General features: G+C 58.9%; 13 protein-coding genes. 3 read left to right on the top strand and 10 right to left on the bottom strand.

The annotated features are described in order from the left end of the window. Positions 1 to 215: 215 nt before the first annotated feature. From prfC to AC1V0D_RS16525, 4 genes are all read right to left on the bottom strand, one after another. Positions 216 to 1,802, bottom strand: coding sequence for a peptide chain release factor 3 (gene prfC, locus AC1V0D_RS16540; RefSeq protein ID WP_009087207.1), 1,587 nt, complete (start codon positions 1,800 to 1,802; stop codon positions 216 to 218). 284 nt (positions 1,803 to 2,086) lie between these two features. Further along, positions 2,087 to 3,190 (bottom strand): M20 peptidase aminoacylase family protein, encoded by a 1,104-nt coding sequence (locus AC1V0D_RS16535; protein WP_482907775.1) that lies wholly within the window; start codon positions 3,188 to 3,190, stop codon positions 2,087 to 2,089. 4 nt (positions 3,191 to 3,194) lie between these two features. Beyond that, complete coding sequence (locus tag AC1V0D_RS16530) at positions 3,195 to 3,671, bottom strand: YjiG family protein (RefSeq protein WP_482907774.1); 477 nt, start codon at positions 3,669 to 3,671, stop codon at positions 3,195 to 3,197. Beyond that, positions 3,661 to 4,329 (bottom strand): nucleoside recognition domain-containing protein, encoded by a 669-nt coding sequence (locus tag AC1V0D_RS16525; RefSeq protein ID WP_009087213.1) that lies wholly within the window; start codon positions 4,327 to 4,329, stop codon positions 3,661 to 3,663. The genes AC1V0D_RS16530 and AC1V0D_RS16525 overlap by 11 nt, the downstream gene beginning before the upstream one ends. A 491-nt stretch (positions 4,330 to 4,820) precedes the next feature. On the opposite strand from AC1V0D_RS16525, the gene ftnA reads away from it, so the two are divergent. After that, positions 4,821 to 5,327 carry a non-heme ferritin gene (gene ftnA / locus AC1V0D_RS16520; RefSeq protein ID WP_009087216.1) on the top strand — a complete coding sequence of 169 codons (507 nt, stop codon included), beginning with the start codon at positions 4,821 to 4,823 and terminating at the stop codon, positions 5,325 to 5,327. 225 nt (positions 5,328 to 5,552) lie between these two features. Here the strand turns inward: ftnA and AC1V0D_RS16515 are convergent, their stop codons facing one another. Next, positions 5,553 to 7,916 (bottom strand): glycoside hydrolase family 31 protein, encoded by a 2,364-nt coding sequence (locus AC1V0D_RS16515; RefSeq protein ID WP_140924948.1) that lies wholly within the window; start codon positions 7,914 to 7,916, stop codon positions 5,553 to 5,555. A gap of 10 nt (positions 7,917 to 7,926) precedes the next feature. Beyond that, positions 7,927 to 9,237: an MFS transporter gene (locus tag AC1V0D_RS16510; protein WP_009087221.1), complete on the bottom strand. Its 1,311-nt coding sequence runs from the start codon at positions 9,235 to 9,237 to the stop codon at positions 7,927 to 7,929. A gap of 223 nt (positions 9,238 to 9,460) precedes the next feature. Here AC1V0D_RS16510 and AC1V0D_RS16505 point away from each other — a divergent pair, with 223 nt between their 5' ends. Then, a complete protein-coding gene (locus AC1V0D_RS16505; protein ID WP_009087223.1) occupies positions 9,461 to 10,525 on the top strand; it encodes a LacI family DNA-binding transcriptional regulator in 1,065 nt (354 codons plus the stop codon). Here the strand turns inward: AC1V0D_RS16505 and AC1V0D_RS16500 are convergent. Both AC1V0D_RS16500 and AC1V0D_RS16495 read right to left on the bottom strand, forming a co-directional pair. Beyond that, positions 10,516 to 13,371 (bottom strand): bifunctional diguanylate cyclase/phosphodiesterase, encoded by a 2,856-nt coding sequence (locus AC1V0D_RS16500; RefSeq protein ID WP_009087225.1) that lies wholly within the window; start codon positions 13,369 to 13,371, stop codon positions 10,516 to 10,518. The two genes, AC1V0D_RS16505 and AC1V0D_RS16500, sit on opposite strands and share 10 nt — an antisense overlap. A 281-nt stretch (positions 13,372 to 13,652) precedes the next feature. Continuing rightward, entirely contained in the window at positions 13,653 to 14,252 is a 600-nt protein-coding gene (locus AC1V0D_RS16495) for a cupin domain-containing protein (RefSeq protein ID WP_009087226.1), read from the bottom strand. Between the two features lie 310 nt (positions 14,253 to 14,562). Here AC1V0D_RS16495 and AC1V0D_RS16490 point away from each other — a divergent pair, with 310 nt between their 5' ends. Next, positions 14,563 to 15,045 carry a YlaC family protein gene (locus AC1V0D_RS16490; RefSeq protein ID WP_009087228.1) on the top strand — a complete coding sequence of 161 codons (483 nt, stop codon included), beginning with the start codon at positions 14,563 to 14,565 and terminating at the stop codon, positions 15,043 to 15,045. On the opposite strand, the gene AC1V0D_RS16485 is transcribed toward AC1V0D_RS16490, so the two are convergent. Continuing rightward, a complete protein-coding gene (locus AC1V0D_RS16485) occupies positions 15,042 to 16,445 on the bottom strand; it encodes an aminotransferase-like domain-containing protein (protein ID WP_482907773.1) in 1,404 nt (467 codons plus the stop codon). The two genes, AC1V0D_RS16490 and AC1V0D_RS16485, sit on opposite strands and share 4 nt — an antisense overlap. 137 nt (positions 16,446 to 16,582) lie before the next feature. Next, complete coding sequence (locus tag AC1V0D_RS16480; RefSeq protein ID WP_482907772.1) at positions 16,583 to 18,727, bottom strand: putative bifunctional diguanylate cyclase/phosphodiesterase; 2,145 nt, start codon at positions 18,725 to 18,727, stop codon at positions 16,583 to 16,585. Positions 18,728 to 18,815 lie beyond the last annotated feature (88 nt).

Genomic DNA, 18,815 nt, shown 5'->3' with positions numbered 1-18,815 from the left:
GAAACAGCAGCACAGGTGCCGCTGCGTTACAGGACGTAAGGACAAGAGAAGTCTCTTTCGCCGTCCGATAGAATAATCATAGTCGGCATTTTGCGATTTGCCTGGCTAACTGGTTGATCGCACGTTAAAACAGCAGAAAAACAGGGTTTTTAGGAGGAGTCTGTAGCGGGGAAAACAGGGCCATTCCCTGCTGGAATGGCCCGGAAACAGCGCGATCAGTGCTCGCGCGTTTTGCGGAAACGAACGTCCGGATAACGTTCCTGGGTAATATTGAGGTTGACCATGGTAGGCGCGATATAGGTCAGATTATCGCCGCCATCGAGCGCCAGGTTAACTTCGTTTTTACGCTGGAAGTCATCAAACTTTTTCACGTCGTCGCACTCAACCCAGCGCGCCGTAGAGACGTTGATCGCTTCGTAGATCGCTTCGACGTTATATTCGCTCTTCAGGCGTGCGACGACCACGTCGAACTGCAGCACCCCGACCGCACCCACGATCAGATCGTTGTTGTGCACCGGGCGGAACACCTGCACGGCGCCCTCTTCCGACAGCTGAACCAGCCCTTTCAGCAGCTGTTTCTGCTTCAGCGGATCGCGCAGGCGGATACGGCGGAACAGTTCTGGCGCGAAGTTCGGAATCCCGGTGAACTTCATATTTTCACCCTGAGTAAAGGTGTCGCCGATCTGAATGGTGCCGTGGTTATGCAGGCCGATGATGTCGCCAGGATAGGCTTCTTCCACATGGGAACGGTCGCCCGCCATGAAGGTCAGCGCATCGGAGATCATCACATCTTTGCCGGTGCGCACCTGACGCAGCTTCATCCCCTTTTCATACTTCCCGGAAACCACACGCATAAAGGCGACGCGGTCACGGTGTTTCGGGTCCATGTTTGCCTGGATCTTAAAGACAAAGCCGGTGAACTTCTCTTCCTGCGCTTCTACAGTGCGGGTGTCGGTCTGACGTGGCATTGGACGCGGCGCCCAGGAGACCAGGCCATCCAGCATATGATCCACGCCAAAGTTACCCAGCGCGGTCCCGAAGAAGACCGGCGAGAGTTCGCCGCTCAGGAACGCTTCCTGCTCAAACTCGTGCGAGGCACCCTGCACCAGCTCCAGCTCTTCACGCAGCTGCGTCGCCAGATCTTCACCGACGGCGCTGTCAAGTTCCGGGTTATTCAGCCCCTTCACGATGCGCACGTCCTGAATGGTGTGCCCTTTACCGGACTGGTAGAGGTAGGTCTCATCTTTGTAGAGGTGATAAACCCCTTTGAACAGCTTGCCGCAGCCAATCGGCCAGGTGATCGGTGCGCAGGCGATTTTCAGCTCGCTTTCCACCTCATCCAGCAGCTCCATCGGATCGCGGATGTCACGGTCAAGTTTGTTCATAAAGGTCAGGATCGGCGTATCGCGCAGACGGGTGACTTCCATCAGCTTACGGGTACGATCCTCGACGCCTTTCGCGGCATCGATCACCATCAGACAGCAGTCCACGGCGGTCAGGGTGCGGTAGGTGTCTTCCGAGAAATCTTCGTGACCTGGGGTATCCAGCAGGTTCACCAGGCTGTCACGGTAAGGGAACTGCATCACCGAGGTGGTAATGGAGATACCACGCTGTTTCTCCATCTCCATCCAGTCCGACTTAGCGTGCTGGTTAGAGCCGCGGCCTTTAACCGTACCGGCGGTCTGGATAGCCTGTCCGAACAGCAGCACTTTTTCGGTAATCGTGGTTTTACCGGCATCCGGATGCGAAATAATCGCGAAGGTGCGGCGGCGTGCCACCTCTTCTAAAAAGGGATTAGACATGAATTCTTCTCAATGGAGCAGCGCGGGTCACAGGCGCTGCTGATAAATCACGGTGGCCGGCAGAACCTTACCGGCGGGTAAACGGTGCCAGAACGATATTTTATCGTTGGCGGGTCAGCGCGAAGTTACATTGGCGTGAATTCCGGTTACCTGGTCAGCTTTAAGGCGGCATAGCATACAATATTTTGCGCGCGCGGCCTACAGGGGAAGGGGCGGGATTTAGCGGAGATAGCGCGGTGAAGAGTGGCCCAGGGCGGGGCTGACCCGCGCCCGCCCTGTTTTCGTTATCCCAGCACCTTTCTGACGCAGGCTTTGAAGATCTGCACGCCGATCTCCAGCGAGCTGAGGTCAAATCGCATATCGGGATGGTGCAGCCCTGGCGTCAGGTTGGTACCCAGTCCCCAGAACCCCGCTTTCACTCCCGGACGCTTCACCGGATAGTAGAAAAAGTCCTCGCTGCCTAGCGTCGTGCGGGCCGGCAGTGCACCCGCTTCGCCCAGTACCTCAACGATAGCGGCGCGGATCACCGCCGTGGCTTCATCATCGATCTCGGCCGCAGGCATCTCTTTCAGCACCCGGATTTCGGCGCTGGCCCCCAGCGCCGCCACGCTGTGGGTGATGGCGCGCGTCACCTGCTCTTTGAGCTGGGTCATCGGTCCATTCTCCTGAGAGCGCAGATCCCACACCACACGGGCTTCATCCGGCACCGAGTTCGTTACCCCGGCATCGCACAGGAAACGGGTCGCTTTAACGCTCCAGGTCAGGCCGGGAGAGAGATGCAGGGCGTTGACCGCCTGCACCGCCTGAACGGCGGCATCAAGCGCATTCACGCCCAGATGCGGACGCGCCGCGTGGGCAGGCTGGCCTTTAATCGTCGCTTCCAGCGTGCTGCAGGCGGAGTAAAGCACCGCAGGCACCGCCTGCCCCACGACACACTCCTCCAGCGGACGCAGATGGAAGCCCAGAATCATCTCTACATCATCCAGCGCGCCCCCCTCGATCATCGACAGCGCACCGGCGCCCAGCTCCTCGGCGGGCTGAAACAGGATCTTCAGCCGGCCACGTTTCACTGTGCCCTCCTGCAGCAGAGCCGCGGCCGCCGTCAGCACCACCGACGAGTGACCATCGTGACCGCAGGTGTGCCGCGCGCAGGGGACACCATCGATCACGTGTCCCAGTGCATCCATATCCGCCCGTAGCGCCAGCACCGGCCCCGGGACACCGCTGTCAATTTCCGCCACGATACCGGTGGTGTTGTTAATGTTGCGCGTCACCTTCAGGCCCGCTTTCTCCAGCTGGTCAGCGATATAGGCCGAGGTTTTGAACTCCTGAAAACCGAGCTCCGGGATTTCATGCAGCGTGTGATAATGCTCCAGTACCTTAGTCAAAACGTTACTCCTGAATAAACAGACGCATAACAGACATGGCGATCAGCGCGTTGATGATGCTGACCAGCATCAGCAGCGGCCAGTATTTTTTGGGTACATCGGCCACACCCAGCAGCCGTCCCATATATTGCAGTTGCGATCCCATCAGAAAAATCGCCGGCGCCAGGATGGTGATATCTTCCCCGGTCAGCAGCCCTTTGGTCAGCAGGCTGACCGCCACGCCGGTTCCCGCCGACGACGAGAGCCAGGCCGTCAGTAGCACCGTAATCGCCTCACCCGGCAAGCCGAACAGCCCCATCACCGGCGCAAAAACATGGCCAAGGAACTGCATGATGCCCAGCAGATTCAGCACCTCCGCCAGCACATAGGCCATCACCACATTCGGCATCAGGTTGTGGATGGCGATATGAAAACCTTTACGTGCGCCGGTAACAAATACGTCAAACGGATTGCTGCTGGCAGTAACGCTTTTATTTTCCATCGATAAAATCCTTCTTATAAACACTGTTTAGCACAGCGCGCGTGATGGCCGCACCGACAAATTTCAGCGCGAACATGACTAACAGCGGAATGATGATCGGCAGCGTCATTGAGGCAAAGAGTGCGGAACCGATGGCGAAGTAGTTATTGATTAACCCGGCCCCGGAATATTGCCAGGCGCTCATGACCACCACCTCTTTCTTACCGATCTGCTTCTGATCGGCCATCTCTTTCGTTAACGCAGCACCCGCGTCGGTGCTTTGCAGGTCGGTGATGAGTGCCAGCCCGCAATGCCCCGGCAGACCCATCAGAGGTCTGAGTAAGGGCGTCAGCAGCCGGTGCGCCGCCCGAATCGCACCGTAGTGGGTAAAGATCTCCAGCACGCCCAACGCCAGCATGACGGTAGGCGTCAGCGACAGGGCGAACAGGAAGCCGGCTTTGGCACTCAGCCCACCTGCGCCGAGAAAGGTGTTACTGGCGGGATCTTTCATGGTGCCAAAACTGCCGCCCAGCGTGGTGAAATCAAACGCGCCAAGCCATTTCAGGCCGTCGACGTTATAAAAGAGCCCGGAAAAAAACAGAATGGCAAAAATTAACGCGACATAACTGCCTCGGGTCGCCGTCATTTTCATCGGTGTAACGCGGGTTTCATCTGACATGATTTTCTCCTGATCACCTGACCTGCCCCTGTTCCCTGTCGGGGCAAGTTTCAATATATGGAACTGAGTTCTAAGCAGGATTTATGCCAGTGCTGACGCAGTCAGCCTTTAATCCTGCCCTGTTTCGCCTCTCCGGCTCTTCCATCCCCGCGATATGCGCGACTGCACGGAAATTTATTTTTGTGTCCGCTGCGGATGCGTGCCTGCTGGCCGTATCCGGTAACCGCGCTCGTATGCCGCCATCAGGGCGATTGCACCAGCAGGATGCTGTACAGGTGCACTAGCGTGGTGCCGTCCCCCTCTGTTTTCAGGCCGATAACCTGTAATACAAAATGAGAATTGGTCGCATTCAAATTGCTGAATAATTCTATTTAAATCAAACAGATAAATTGCCCTGTTTTGCGAAAAAGGCTTCACATTACTAACATATCTGATGCATAATTCGCCGCATCTGCCTGTTTAATTAACATCTTCGTAAAAAGGACTCGGCCATGCTGACTGCTGAAATGACTGGACGTTTAAACGACCAGCTGAACCTGGAATTTTTCTCTGCCAATCTTTATCTGCAAATGAGTGCCTGGTGCTGTGACAAAGGCTTTGAGGGCGCTGCGTCCTTCCTGAAAATGCACTCACGTGAAGAGATGCAGCACATGCAGCGTCTGTTTGATTACCTGAGCGACACCGGCGCAATGCCGGTACTGGGAACCATCGCGGCACCGCCGGTTTCCTTCAACTCACTCAATGAGATCCTGGAGCAGGCGCTGGAGCACGAGCAGCTTATCACCCGTAAAATCAATGAGCTGGCGCATGCCGCCATGACCTCACAGGATTACTCCACCTTCAACTTCCTGCAGTGGTATGTTGCCGAGCAGCACGAAGAAGAGAAGCTGTTCAAAACCGTGCTGGATAAACTGGCGCTGGTCAGCAACAGCGGCAACGGTCTCTTCCTGGTCGACAAAGATCTGGGCCGCATGAGCACCGAGAACCACGCAGAGTAATCTCTGTCGGGACCACGGAGTCAGAAGACCGGGTCGCTGTGAGATCGTGCTTTCACAGGGAACAGGGTCAGATCGGAAAGACGCAAAAGCCGCCATCCCTGGCACGCTCGGCCCGCGCCATCCCTGGCGCGGGACGCTTTCCTCCTCTGACCCTGTTCCCTGCCAGCTGAACTTTAGCGTTGCTGTCCAGAAACTGATTGATTCGGCTTTGCCACCTCAACACAGCTACTGCAGCCGGTAACTCGCCGCTTTCTCGCCATTCACCCACAGCTCACGATCTTCACCCGCAGGCAGTAACAGCGCGATCTCCCGCCAGGCAGGCTGATAATCACCGCGTTTTTCCACCGTCAGATCGATGCGCGTGGCGCTGCTGCACAACGTCCAGCTGAGCCACAGGGCGTTCCCCTGCTGCCAGCCGTGACTCTCACCATCATCGTCAAAGGTTTGCCCCTGCGTTGTTACCCCTTCAGGTGCAGGCCATATCTGCCACTGCCGCACCGTGTCGCGCCGCGCATCGGTCGTGCTTTCACACTCACCCAGCGGAATGACCGCACCGGCCCGCACCAGCAAAGGCAGCCGATCGAGCGGCGCATCCAGTGTGATCGTCTCGCCGCCCGCAAACGCCCTGCCGCTGTGCCAGTCATACCAGCCACCGGCATGACGGGGCAGATAGACCTGACGGCTGCGCGCGCCCTGCTCCACCACGCTGGCGACCAGCAGATCGCGACCCAGCATGAAATCATCACACTCCTCATAGGTTCGCGGGTCCTGCTCGTGGTCGAGGAAGGTCGGACGCAGCATCGGCTCATCTTCTGAACTGGCCAGCCAGGCCAGCGTGTAGAGATAAGGCATCAGACGATAGCGCAGCCGGATCGCCTCGCGGATCATCGGCGTCACCTCCGGGTACATCCAGGGTTCGTTCACCGTGTGGTCATCATTCCATGAGTGAATGGTAAAGCGCGGATGCATCACGCCATTCTGAACCCAGCGCACAAACAGCTCGGCATCGGGCTTGTCGCCCGAAAATCCGCCGACATCGTGTCCGACGTTAAACAGCCCTGACAGGCTCATGCCCAGCCCCATGCGGATGTTATAGCGCAGGGTTTGCCAGCTGGTGCGGTTATCCCCGCTCCAGGTCTGCACGTAACGCTGCATCCCGGCGCAGCCGGAACGTGAGATGAGATAGGGACGCTTGTTCGGGGCGAACTGCTGCTGCGCTTCCATGGAGGCGCGCATCATCAGCAGCGGCATTACCGGCCGGATATGCTTGATGGCGATCGGCTGACCAAAGCCGTGACAGCGTGCTTCGCCATCCCACACCTCATATTCGTTATTGTCGTTCCAGGTGGCGTCGATACCCTTTTCCAGCAGCTGTCGGGTGACGTTCTCCTGCCACCAGCGCACCGCCTCCGGATGGGTAAAATCAAGGTGCGAACCCTCATCATCCCAGAACACCGAACGCTCAGGGCGATCCTGCTCAGAGTCCCGAATAAACAGCCCCCGGGCCGCCACTTCCTGATAGCGTGGATGATCCTGCAACAGACAGGGCTTGATGTTAGCCGCCAGCTTCATCCCGGCATCGTGAAACGCCGCGCTCAGGCCGTCGGGATTCGGGACTTTGTCATAGTTCCAGTGGAACACGTAGCGCTTGTTATTGATCGAGGTATAGCCGGAAGAGAGCTGGAACGAGTCGCAGGGGATCTCATGCTCGTGACACAGGCGAATAAAGGATTGCAGCTGCTGCTGCGCATCCGGCGCGTCGGTGTAGTGCATGGTCGAGCCGCTGTAGCCCAGGCTCCACTTCGGCTGAAACAGTGTCCGTCCGGTCAGGCGGACAAAGGCTTTGGTGACGTCGAGCAGCGTCGGGCCCAGCATCATATAGTAATCAAGGTCGCCCGCCTCAGCGCGGTAGCGGCGGTAAGGCAGATGGTAGTTATCCAGTTCGTTACCGAGATCCAGCCAGCTGCTGCTGAGGTTGTCATAAAACAAACCGAAGCTGACGCCATCGCGCTGCGTCAGGGTAAAGGGAATATGTTTATAGAGCGGGTCGGTGCTGGCGGCGTTGTAGCCCATCGCGTCGAGGTTGCGCATCTCAAAGCGCCGGTTGACGCGGTTCAGGTCGCCGCTCTTCTCGCCCAGACCGTAAACCCGATCCTGGGGCTGACGACGCTGATAGTGCTCCACCCCATCCCCGTGCGCGTTGAGCAGATAGGCGCCGGTGTGACGGTCGGCGGTGAGCGGCTGCCAGCTCTCACCATCAAACTGCTCCCAGCTCAGGCAGAGCGGCTGATGCACCGTAACCCGCAGCCGTGACGTGCTGAGGCGCAGCTGCTGGGCATCGTGCTCAACCTGAAAGGGCGGCAGCGTAAAGCCGTCCAGCGCCTCACGATCCCGTCCCTGCCAGGGCACATCCGTAACCGGCGCAATGCTCCAGGTGCGGTCCAGCGCCAGCTCGCCATCGCGCTTCAGCAGAACGCGCATCAGCTTCTCCTCCAGCACGTAAAGCCGCAGGTGATGCCGCTCTTCGACCTTGAGTTCAACAAAGTGGTCGGCCTGCTGATGCAGCGTCCAGTTCTTCAGGGTTTTCATCACGATATCCTTATGGGTTAGCCGGGCGCTGGCGTCGTTCGGCGATCAGCATCACCAGGAAAACGGCACCAATCAGGTCAAAAAAGCCCATCGCCACAAACAGCGGATTAAAGCCGATGGTGTCGGCGGTGACGCCGATAATCAGCGAGAAGATAAAGCTGGCAATCCAGGCGCAGGAGCCGCGCATGCCGTTGACCGTCGCCATCTGACGGCGATCGAAACGCTCTACCACCAGCGCACTGAGCATGCAGGAGATGACCTGATGCCCGAAGCCACCGATGGAGATGAGCGCGATAGCCAGCAGGGGATCTTTCACCAGCGTCATCAGCGCCAGCGAAACCATTAACAGCGCGCCCGTCACCGAACTGGCGACAATCGAGTTGACGCGGGTAAAACCGAACCAGCGCACATAAATGCGGGTGAGATAACCGCTGGCGACGCTGCCAAGGTCAGCCGCCAGGAAGGGCAGCCAGGCAAACATCACGATCTGCTTCAGATCCATGCCGCGCTCATTGGCGAGGTAGAGCGGCACCCAGAAGCTCAGCACCGCCCAGGCGGGTTCAGCCAGAAAGGCCGGAATCGCAATACCGTAAAACTTCTTCTCTTTACCAATCACTTTCAGCGCTTTGAAGAACGGCAGCTTCTCGCCGATGGCTTCGTTGTCCTGATTGATAAAGTCGCGCTCCTCAGCAGAAAGGCGCGGATGGCTCTGCGGAGCGTGATAGCCCCACCACCAGAAGAGCACCCACAGCAGCCCCAGGCTGCCTGTCAGCAGGAAGGCGCCCTGCCAGCCAAAGTTGATGTGGGAAACGTAGATGATGGGCGGTGCCAGCATCGCCCCGATGGAGAAGCCGACGCCCGCCCAGCCTGCTGCCACCGGCCGCTCTTTTTTCGGGAACCAGTCACCAATCGCTTTGGCGTTGGCTGGCGTGGCGGCCGCTTCAGACGCCCCCATGACAAAGCGCAGCAGCGCCAGATGCAGCCAGCTTCCGGCCCCGGCGTGCAGCAGACAGGTGACCGACCAGACCAGCGCACAGATCAGGAAGCCCATCTTCAGGCCGATCACATCGATCAGCCAGCCGCAGACCGGCTGAAACAGGGTGTAGGCCAGCTGGAACGCCGCCACCACCCAGGAGTACTGTTCGGTACTCATGTTGAGGCTGGTTTTGAGTTCCGGTGCCAGAATGCCGAGTGAGTTGCGGGTGATGTAGTTAACGGTCACACCCAGCAGGAACATCCCCAGCATCCACCAGCGTAAATTTTTAATCACGCGCACCGTGCGTGAAGCACTGACGGGTTTGGTTGTCGATTCGAGGCTCATAGTGCCACTCCTGATTTCCATTGATAAATCACACCGCCTGCTGGCGTACCGCGTGTCCTTTTAGCGAACTTAGAAAAGTGCGAAACGTGGGTACAGCCTCTTTTTTGCAACTCTTTTCATGGCAGGCTGATTACCGGCAGAAAATGACACTGAAACGCCAATCTGACGCGATTCAGCAGGTTATGAAAAATTTTTCACTGGCAGATTTGAAGGCGATCACAGAATGAAACAAAGGCTGAAAGTAAGCGAAATTGCGGCGCTGAGCGGCGTTTCGATCAGCACGGTGTCACGGGTACTGGCGGGCAAAGCCAATACCCGCCCCGCCACCCGCGACAAGGTGATGGCCGTGGCGCAGCAGCAGGGTGTGCTGGATAACCTGCACAGCGGTCGCCTGCTGCTGAATAATCTGATGGTCTTCGCGCCGCCGCGTGCCTTCGACGTGCGCAGTGACATCTTCTACTACAAAGTGATTCAGGGGATAAGCCAGGCGGTGGAGCCGCACGAGGTACGGCTGCGCTACTCTCCGCTGGAAGAGGTGGAGAGTGACGCGGCGCTGTTTATCGACAAGATGCAGCAGACCGAAGCGGCAATCCTGATCGGCATTGATGATGAGCACATTCATCAGCTGGCGGCGGAGATGAACAAACCCTGCGTGCTGATTAACGCCCGCGATCGCCGTATGCGGCTGCCTTCGGTTTCGCCGGATCATCAGCTGATTGGGGAGTTTTCAGCCCGCTACCTGTTTGAGCAGGGGCACCGGCAGATCCTGTCGCTGCACTGCCTGCGCCGCTACACCATGGAGCAGCGGCTGCAGGGCGTGCGTGACGCCTGGCATGCGATGAATCTGCGCTTCGACAGCCGTCAGCATCTGCTGACGCTGAACAGCTTCAGCAGCAATGAAGCGGCGGAACGGCTCGGTGAATATCTGCGCCACTGCCCGGACGTGCTGCGCCCGACCGCCATTCTGGCCAGCGGTGATTACATTGCCGCAGGTGCGGTCAGCGCGCTGGAGCAGGCGGGCCTGCGGGTGCCGCAGGATATTTCGGTCATGAGCATGGATGGCTTTAACCTGGCCGCCATCCACGATATTCCCCTGACCTCAGTGCAGGTGCCGCGTGATGAGCTGGGGGCCGCCGCCGTGAAAGTGCTGCAGGAGATGCGACTTAATCCTGCCACCCCGGCCGGCACCCTGCTACTGAATGGCCGGCTGGTGGTGCGCGAATCGGTGCGCCGCATCCGCGACAACCTCAGCCATGCGCCGGTTCAGCAGCATGGCCTTTACGACTGACCCAGCGTTTTCAGCCGCAGTTCCGACGGCTGAGGACGCCCGAACAGGAAGCCCTGGAACAGCGTACAGCCCTCATCGCGCAGCTTCATAAACTGCTCATCGCTCTCCACCCCCTCGGCCGTAATCTGGATATCCAGACTGCGACTCATGCCGGTAATGGCCCGGATAATCGCCAGCGCCTCACGGCTGTCCCCCATGTCGTTAATAAAGGATTTGTCGATTTTGATTTTGTCGAACGGGAAGGATCGCAGATAGCTCAGCGACGAATAGCCGGTACCAAAATCATCCAGCGCAATCTGCACGCCCAGCGCCTTGAGATTCTGCAGGGTACGGATATTTCCCAGCGAATCATCCAGCAGCACCGATTCGGTGATCTCCACCTCCAGCCGCGCCGGATCCAGCCCGGACTCCTGCAATGCGCCCTCCACCACCGGCACCAGCGAGCTGTTTTTAAACTGCAGCGGTGAGAGGTTAACCGACACCGACTGATTGCCTTCCCAGCTCGCCGCTTCACGACAGGCTTCATAGAGCGCAAACGCGCCCAGCATATGAATCAGGCCGGTCTCTTCCGCAATCGGAATGAAGTCGTTGGGCATGATCAGGCCACGGATGGGATGATGCCAGCGCATCAGCGCTTCATAGCCAATAATGGTGTGGTGGTCGCCATTGGTGATGGGCTGGTAGTAGAGCCGCAGATGCCCGCCGCTGATCGCATCGCGCAGATCATTTTCAATCAGGCGGCGGCTGCGTGCCACGTCGTCCATCTCCAGCGTGAAGTGCTCAAAGCGGTTACGGCCGTTGCGTTTGGCCTCATACAGCGCCATGTCGGCACAGCGCAGCAGCTGTTCCGGCGTGTTGGTGATGGTGGTGCTGAGCGCAATACCGACGCTGAGCCCGACCGAGAGGTTATGACCTTCGATGTTGACCGGCGGACGAATGGCCTCGATCAGCCGCTGCGCGACTACGCTCGCCTCGTCACCGCTGGCAACCGACGGCAGCACGATGGCGAACTCATCGCCGCCGATACGCGCCAGGGTATCCTGATCGCGCAGCACGTTGCGCAGCCGCTTCGCCACACTGCGCAGCAGCTCATCGCCTATCTGGTGGCCCAGCGCATCGTTCACATTCTTGAAATTATCCAGATCCAGGCAGAGCGCGGCGGTCTGACGCGGCGTCTGACCGGCGTTGCGCAGCGCTTCACTCAGGCGCTGGCGGAACAGGATACGGTTCGGCAGGCTGGTGAGGTTGTCATGGTGCGCCATGTGGTGAATGCGGGCATCTGCGGCGCGCTGGTCGGTCACATCTTCCACCAGCAGCATCAGATAGTTACGCCGTGCATCCTGACCATTAATCGCGGTGGCGCGGGTGTGCAGGATGCGCTCACCGCTGGCGGTCATCAGCAGCTGTTCACGCTCATGCATCCCCTCGCTGCGCAGCGCCACATCCGCCAGATTGTTGAAATAGTCGCTTAACTCAGGCGACATACACTCGTGCGGCCGTTTGTTGACGATCAGCGATTTCGACAGGCCAAACAGCTGCTGGGTACGGTCGTTGACCAGCAGAATCTCGCGGGTAATGGCATCTTCGACAATCACGCAGGAGGGGATGTTGGCGATGATGTTATCCAGAAAGCGGGAGAGCGCCGTTTTCTGGGTACTCTGGGCTTCCGCCAGATCGCGGGCGCGCAGCACCTGCTGCTCCTGCTCACGGCGTTCCGTCCGGTCGCGGGTGATCTTGGCGAAGCCGATCAGCTTGCCGTCATCGTCGTGAATCGCGTCGATCACCACGTGCGCCCAGAAGGCGCTGCCATCTTTGCGGTAGCGCCACCCCTCATCTTCGAAGCGACCGGTCTTCAGCGCAATGCCGAGGTTAGCTTCCGGCGTTCTGTTCAGCCGCTCCTGAGCGCTGTAAAACAGCGAGAAGTGCTGACCCACGACCTCTTCAGCCCGGTAACCTTTGGCGCGCTCGGCACCGGCGTTCCAGTTCACCACCACGCCGTCGATATCCAGCATATAGATGGCGTAATCCGTGACGCCCTCCACCAGCAGCCGGAAGCGTCGCTCCTGCTCGCGCTGCTCATTGCGTACGCGCTGCTGTTCGGTACAGTCGCGGGTGATCTTCGCGTAACCCAGCAGCTTACCCTGATCGTCACGGATCGTGTCGATCACCACGTGCGCCCAGAAGGCGCTGCCATCTTTGCGGTAGCGCCAGCCCTCATCTTCAAACCGGCCGGTGCGATAGGCGATCTGCAGGTTCTGGCTGGGAACGTGATTCAGACGATCCTGCGCGCTGTAGAAACGGGAAAAATGCTGGCCGACAATCTCTTCGGCTACATAGCCTTTGGCGCGCTGGGCGCCGGCGTTCCAGTTCACGACGTTGCCGTCGATATCCAGCATATAGATGGCGTAATCGGTGACGCCCTCCACCAGCAGACGGAAGCGCGCCTCCTGTTCCCGCTCTTTGCGCTGCTGCTCCTGCTGCCGGGTACAGTCGCGGCAGACCACAGCGAAGCCCACCAGCTGCGCCACATCATTGCGGATGGGATAGATCACCACATGCGCCCAGAAGGTGCTGCCATCTTTACGGCAGCGCCAGCCTTCGTAATCATAACGTCCCACGGTGGCGGCAATATCGAGTTCCCGCTGCGGCAGACCGCGACGACGATCCTCTTCGTTGTAAAACACGGCGGCATGCTGACCCATAATTTCTTCTGGCCTGTAACCCAGAACGTTCAGCCCGCCTTCATTCCAGCTGGCGACGGTTCCGTCCGGTTTGAGCATGGCGATCGCGTAGTCGATCACGCTTTGTACCAGCATGCGATAGATGACATCAGAGTTATTATCCATTGTTATTTGCCTGCTGCTCGGTAGCCTGGTCATGGCTTAGGAATGTTCTTAATACATCTGCGGAGACTACAGCGGAAATGGGCTGTGAAGACAAGTGTATTAAGAAGAATAACTAATCTTAACAGGGGAGTTATCGGCAGCGGTGAGCAAATGTTCAATGGTGTCGCGATCGGGGCGAGCGCGCGCGCCTAAGGCGCAGAGCGGGATTCCGGGAAGAGAGGGGAAAAGCGCGAGACGGGCTCGCGCATCGTTATTCAGCAGCGTGTCTGAAGCACCTTCCCTTATGGCTGCGGCTGCATGGCGGCAATCGGCTGCCAGATTTCTGTCAGTGCGCCCTCTTTACCGGTGAAGGGATCCTGGGTCGGCAGAGGCACTTTTTTCACCTGCTCCTGCGCCATTTTCAGTTTCGCTGGCTCATCGCGCAGTGTCTCGGGCGACATGCCACGCGGATAGGCTCCAACAACCATAAAGTCTTCACTGGCGCTGACCTGCCGGTGGCCGACGCCTGCCGGGATCAGCACCGCATCGCCGGCGCGCAGCGTCACCATCCGGCCACTGTCACCGCCAAACAGCACTTCCGCCCAGCCTTCAGCCACACCCAGCAGCTCATGGGTGTTGGGGTGGTAGTGGGTGTAAGGAAAAATCGGATAGCGCCAGGCGGGTGGCCAGCCGTTTTCTTCGAAGGTTTTCTCAAACCATGCGGCGATCTCCTCCTCTTCCGGCACCACGCGTGGCCAGATAATCAGAGGTAACGGGTTATTCGGCACGCCGCCCGACGGAATGGCGAGCATCAGGTGCTGAGGATTGTCAGACGCCCCGGCCGAAAAGGTGCCAGCGGCAAAAGACATCATCAATAACAGACTGGAGGATGGGGTACGCATGCAGGTTCTCCGCTTTTTTATCAGTGTGGCAAACCTGCGCCATAATGCAATGTGCGCCAGGCGACAGAATTGAGATAATTGACTGATATTGCTGACTAAAGCCAAATGCGGCGTTAACTACAGGGTGTTACCCGCCCTGCACCACCACGGGAAGCGGTTCTGACTGCGGTAAAATGTTGCAAAATGTCAGGCCGCCCGGAGCAGGACTCTGGTCACGGTTCAACTGTTATATAAAAATCGCACAGATCTGTTTCTGATATCCTTGACTGTTATCTGTTCTAATCGCTAGCAGATCACAGAGAGGTAACCAATGGACGCTATTAAACAAATCCTGATTGACGAGATCGCCACGCTTAACCGCGAAGAACGTCGCGACAATTTGCCGCGCTTCAGCCTCTCGTTTCTGAAAAACCATCCCGGCCTCTGGGCGGTGATGTACCTGTGCTATGGCCTGTGCGTTGCGCTGATTTTCACTACCGAGATGCTCGGCTGGCCCGCCTTCTGGTTTGCGACCATCTTTGTCCTGGTGATGAGCCTGCTGATGCTGATGGACATCAACCCGAAATATCGCTTTGAGGATATCGACGCACTCGATCTGCGCGTCTGCTACAACGGTGAATGGTATTACGTTCAGCCGGTGCGCGAGCAGGCCGTTTCGCGGATTCTGTCGCTGCCTGAGACGCCGGAACGGGTGAAGAGCGGCATCCAGCGTCTGCTGTCGCAAAAAGGCGAAGTCGATTTTTATGATGTCTACTACCTGACCTGGGGCCATCAGGAAGCGGCGCGGGTTTAATCTGCCCCGCTTTCCGCCATTAACCGACCCAGCGTTTCGATTGCCGCCTCGGCCCGGCTGTCCCACGGCCAGGCGGTATTCAGCCTGAAGCAGTGACTGAACTGCTCGCCTGCCGAAAATAACTGTCCCGGTGCAATACTGATCCCCTGTGCCAGCGCGCGCTGATAAAGCCGGGTGGTATTGATCCGCTCCGGCAGCGTCACCCAGAGAAAATAACCGCCGAGCGCCTCGCTGAGTGTGGCCTGGGGTGGCAGCACCTTCAGGAGCGCCTGGCGCACCATCTGCTGTCGCTTCGCCAGGATCTGCCGCAGGCGCTTCAGGTGGGTGTCATAACGCCGTGTCGCCAGAAAATCCGCCAGCGCCAGCTGCATGGGCGCGCTGGTCGAGAGCGTGCTCATCAGTTGCAGCCGCTGAATGCGCTGCGCATGCTGTCCCGCCGCCACCCAGCCAACGCGAAATCCCGCCACCAGCGATTTTGAAAATGACCCACAGTGCAGCACGTTGCCCTGACGATCCCAGGCTTTGGCCGGCAGCGGCGCGACATCGCCTGTCCAGAGTTCGGCATAGACATCATCTTCAATCATCGGCACCTGATAGCGCGCCAGCAGCGCCACCAGTTGCTGTTTGCGTTCCGGGGTCAGGGTGACGCTGAGCGGGTTCTGCAGGGTGGTCATCAGCCAGCAGGCTTTTACCGGCCAGCGCTGCAGCGCCTCCTCCAGCTGGACAAGATCGATGCCCTGTTTTGCATCCACCGGGATCGCCAGCGCTTTCAGCTTGAGCCGCTCAATCGCCTGCAGCGCGCCATAAAAACCGGGATGCTCAATCACCACGTAATCGCCCGGCTCGGTAAGGGATTGCAGGCTGAGATTCAGCGCCTCCAGCGCCCCGCTGGTGATGACAATTTCATCCGGTGACAGCGTGATGCCCTGACGCGCATAGCGTTGTGCCAGCAGCTGTCGCAGCGTGGCGTTACCGGGCGGCAGGTTATGCAGCGCATCGGTTGGCGTGAGGTGATGGGAGACATTCGCCAGCGAGCGCATCAGCTGACGCTGCGGAAACAGCGCGGGGTCGGGAAAGGCGGAGCCAAACGGCACTATCGCCGGATCGCGCGTTGCCTGCAGCACATCAAACACAAAGTCGTTGATATCCACCTGCTCGCTGATCGACACGCTCATGGGCGCGGGTGCCAGCGCGCGGGGCGCGACGTAGTATCCCGACTGGGGACGGGAGACGATCCAGCCCTGGCTCTCCAGCAGCTCATAGGCGTGCAGCACCGTCATCAGGCTGACGCCCTGCTGCGCCACCTGCTGGCGCAACGAGGGTAAGCGTGTGCCCGGCAGCCAGATGCCGGCCTCTATCTGCTGCTGAATCTCATCCATCAATCGCTGGTATTTCGCCACGGCTCATCTCTCCTTGTCTGACCGCGTGACTTTACCACGCGCGGCGGCCAATGACAGGCGGCATGAACCGCTTATACAGCCCCATTGCACTGACGCAACGCGCACGGGACGCTTTTTCAGCACCGACGCGCCGCGCGTCAGACCGCTGCCACCTCTGGCGTCAGCGGCCGATCGACATCCGCAATCAGGCCCGTGCTGGCCACCGTTTCTTCAATTTCTGCCGCGACAAAGTCGGTCAGCTCCGGCACCCGCTCCGGCGGAACCGGCTTACCCAGCAGATAGCCCTGCAGCGTATTGCAGCCCAGGCTGGTCAGAAACGCCTGCTGTTCGGCGGTCTCTACCCCTTCAGCCACCACTTTGAGTTGCAGCGACTGCGCCAGCGCCACGATGGCCGACACGATGGTGGCATCCTCTTTCTGATGCTGCAGCTCGTTCACAAAGGCCCGGTCGATCTTCAGTTCGCTGGCCGGTAATCGCTTCAGATAGAGCAGGCTCGAGTAGCCGGTGCCGAAATCATCAATCGAGGCTTTCACGCCCAGCCGGGTCAGCTCGGTCAGGATACGCACGCTCTCATCGGGGTCGCGCATCGCGGTGGTTTCTGTCACCTCCAGGGTCAGCAGCTCGGCCGGAATCTGATGTTTTGCCAGCGCCTCAACCACCGTCTCCACCAGATTCGACTGCTCAAACTGCAACGCCGAGAGGTTAACCGCCACCGACCAGTGCGGGTGCCCCTGCAGATGCCACTGGCGCAGCTGGCGGCAGGCTTCCTGAATCACCCAGTTGCCGATATTGACAATCATCCCGGTCTTTTCCGCCATCGGCAGGAATTTATCGGGCGACAGCAGGCCGTGCTGCGGATGCTGCCAGCGCAGCAGCGCCTCAAAACCGAGGATCGGACCACGCGGGGCGCAGAATTTTGGCTGGTAGAAGAGGCGCAGCTCATCATTATCCAGCGCCTGCCAGAGATCGTTATTCAGCTGTAGCTGACTCTGTGCCTGAATATTCATGGAGGGCTGAAAGAAGGTATAGCCGTTGCGGCCATTATTTTTGGTGTGGTACATCGCCGCATCCGCATTGAACATCAGCTCCCGCTCATCCACTCCGTCGCCGGGATAGACGGCAATTCCGAGACTCAGGGAAACCACCAGTTCATAGCGGGAGATATCAAACGGACGATCCACCGCTTTGACCAGCTTATCGGCGACGGCCGCGGCATCATTGGGATCGTCAATCTCCACCAGCAGCACGAACTCATCGCCGCCAAGCCGCGCCAGCGTGTAGTAGCCGGTCATCTGCTGACTCATTCTCTCGGTTACGCCAACCAGCAGACTGTCACCAATATGGTGACCAAAGGCGTCGTTAACCGCCTTGAAGCCATCCAGATCCATAAACATCAGGGCGAACTGCGTCTGTTCACGGTTCGCTTTGTTGATCGCCTGCTCCAGCCGATCTTCCAGCAGGATGCGGTTTGGCAGCCGTGTCAGGTTATCGTGCAGCGCCAGCTGGGCCAGCTCGCGATTCGCCTCCGCCAGAGAGCTGGCGAGAATCGAGGTGCGCGCCTGCATCCGCGCATCCAGCATGGAGACCAGCAGGGTAATTCCCAGGATAGAGAGGGTGACTACGGTGACCAGAATCGCCAGCCAGTTGCTGTTGACGCCCTGCCCCACCGAATGACTGTGCGCGGGAAACTCGGCGGCCATCATGCCGGTGTAGTGCATGCCTGCAATGGCAAACCCCATCACCACTGCGGCGCCAATCCGCAGCAGCGTGACCCGGCTGGTCTGCCCCTCGCGCAGGTTAAAGGCGAGCCACAGCGCCGCGCCAGAAGCCGCCAGGGCGATGACTACCGACAGTCCTACCCAGCCCCACTGCCAGACGATACCGGGCGAGAACATCAGGGCCGCCATGCCGGTGTAGTGCATCGCCACCACGCCGCTGCCGAGGATCAGCGCGCCGCCCGCCAGCCGCGGCCAGGGCAGATCGCTATGGCAGACCAGCCACAGCGCAAATATCGACGCACACACCGCGATGGCGGCAGAGAGCGCGGTCAGTGAGGCGTTGTAGCTCATCACCATATCCATGTTCATCGACAGCATGCCGATAAAGTGCATCGCCCAGATGCCGATCCCCATGGAAAAGCCGCCGCCGAACAGCCAGACCAGCGCGACTTTGCCGGTCGAATGCACCACCCGCCCTGCCATATCCAGCGCGGTAAACGAAGCCAGCATCGCGACCAGAATCGAGACGATAACAATAAAAGAGTCGTATGAGGTCACTAACATAGTGCATTCCCGCGAAAAGCCGTGCTTGTGGTTGGACAGAGGAGAGGGTTCTTTTTGTTATCGGCACCGCCCGGCGGTTAATGAGCCG

This window comes from Pantoea sp. PA1 (assembly GCF_056856975.1).
The sequence above is the reverse complement of the archived record's forward strand: the minus strand, read 5'-3'. Positions and strand labels throughout refer to the sequence as shown.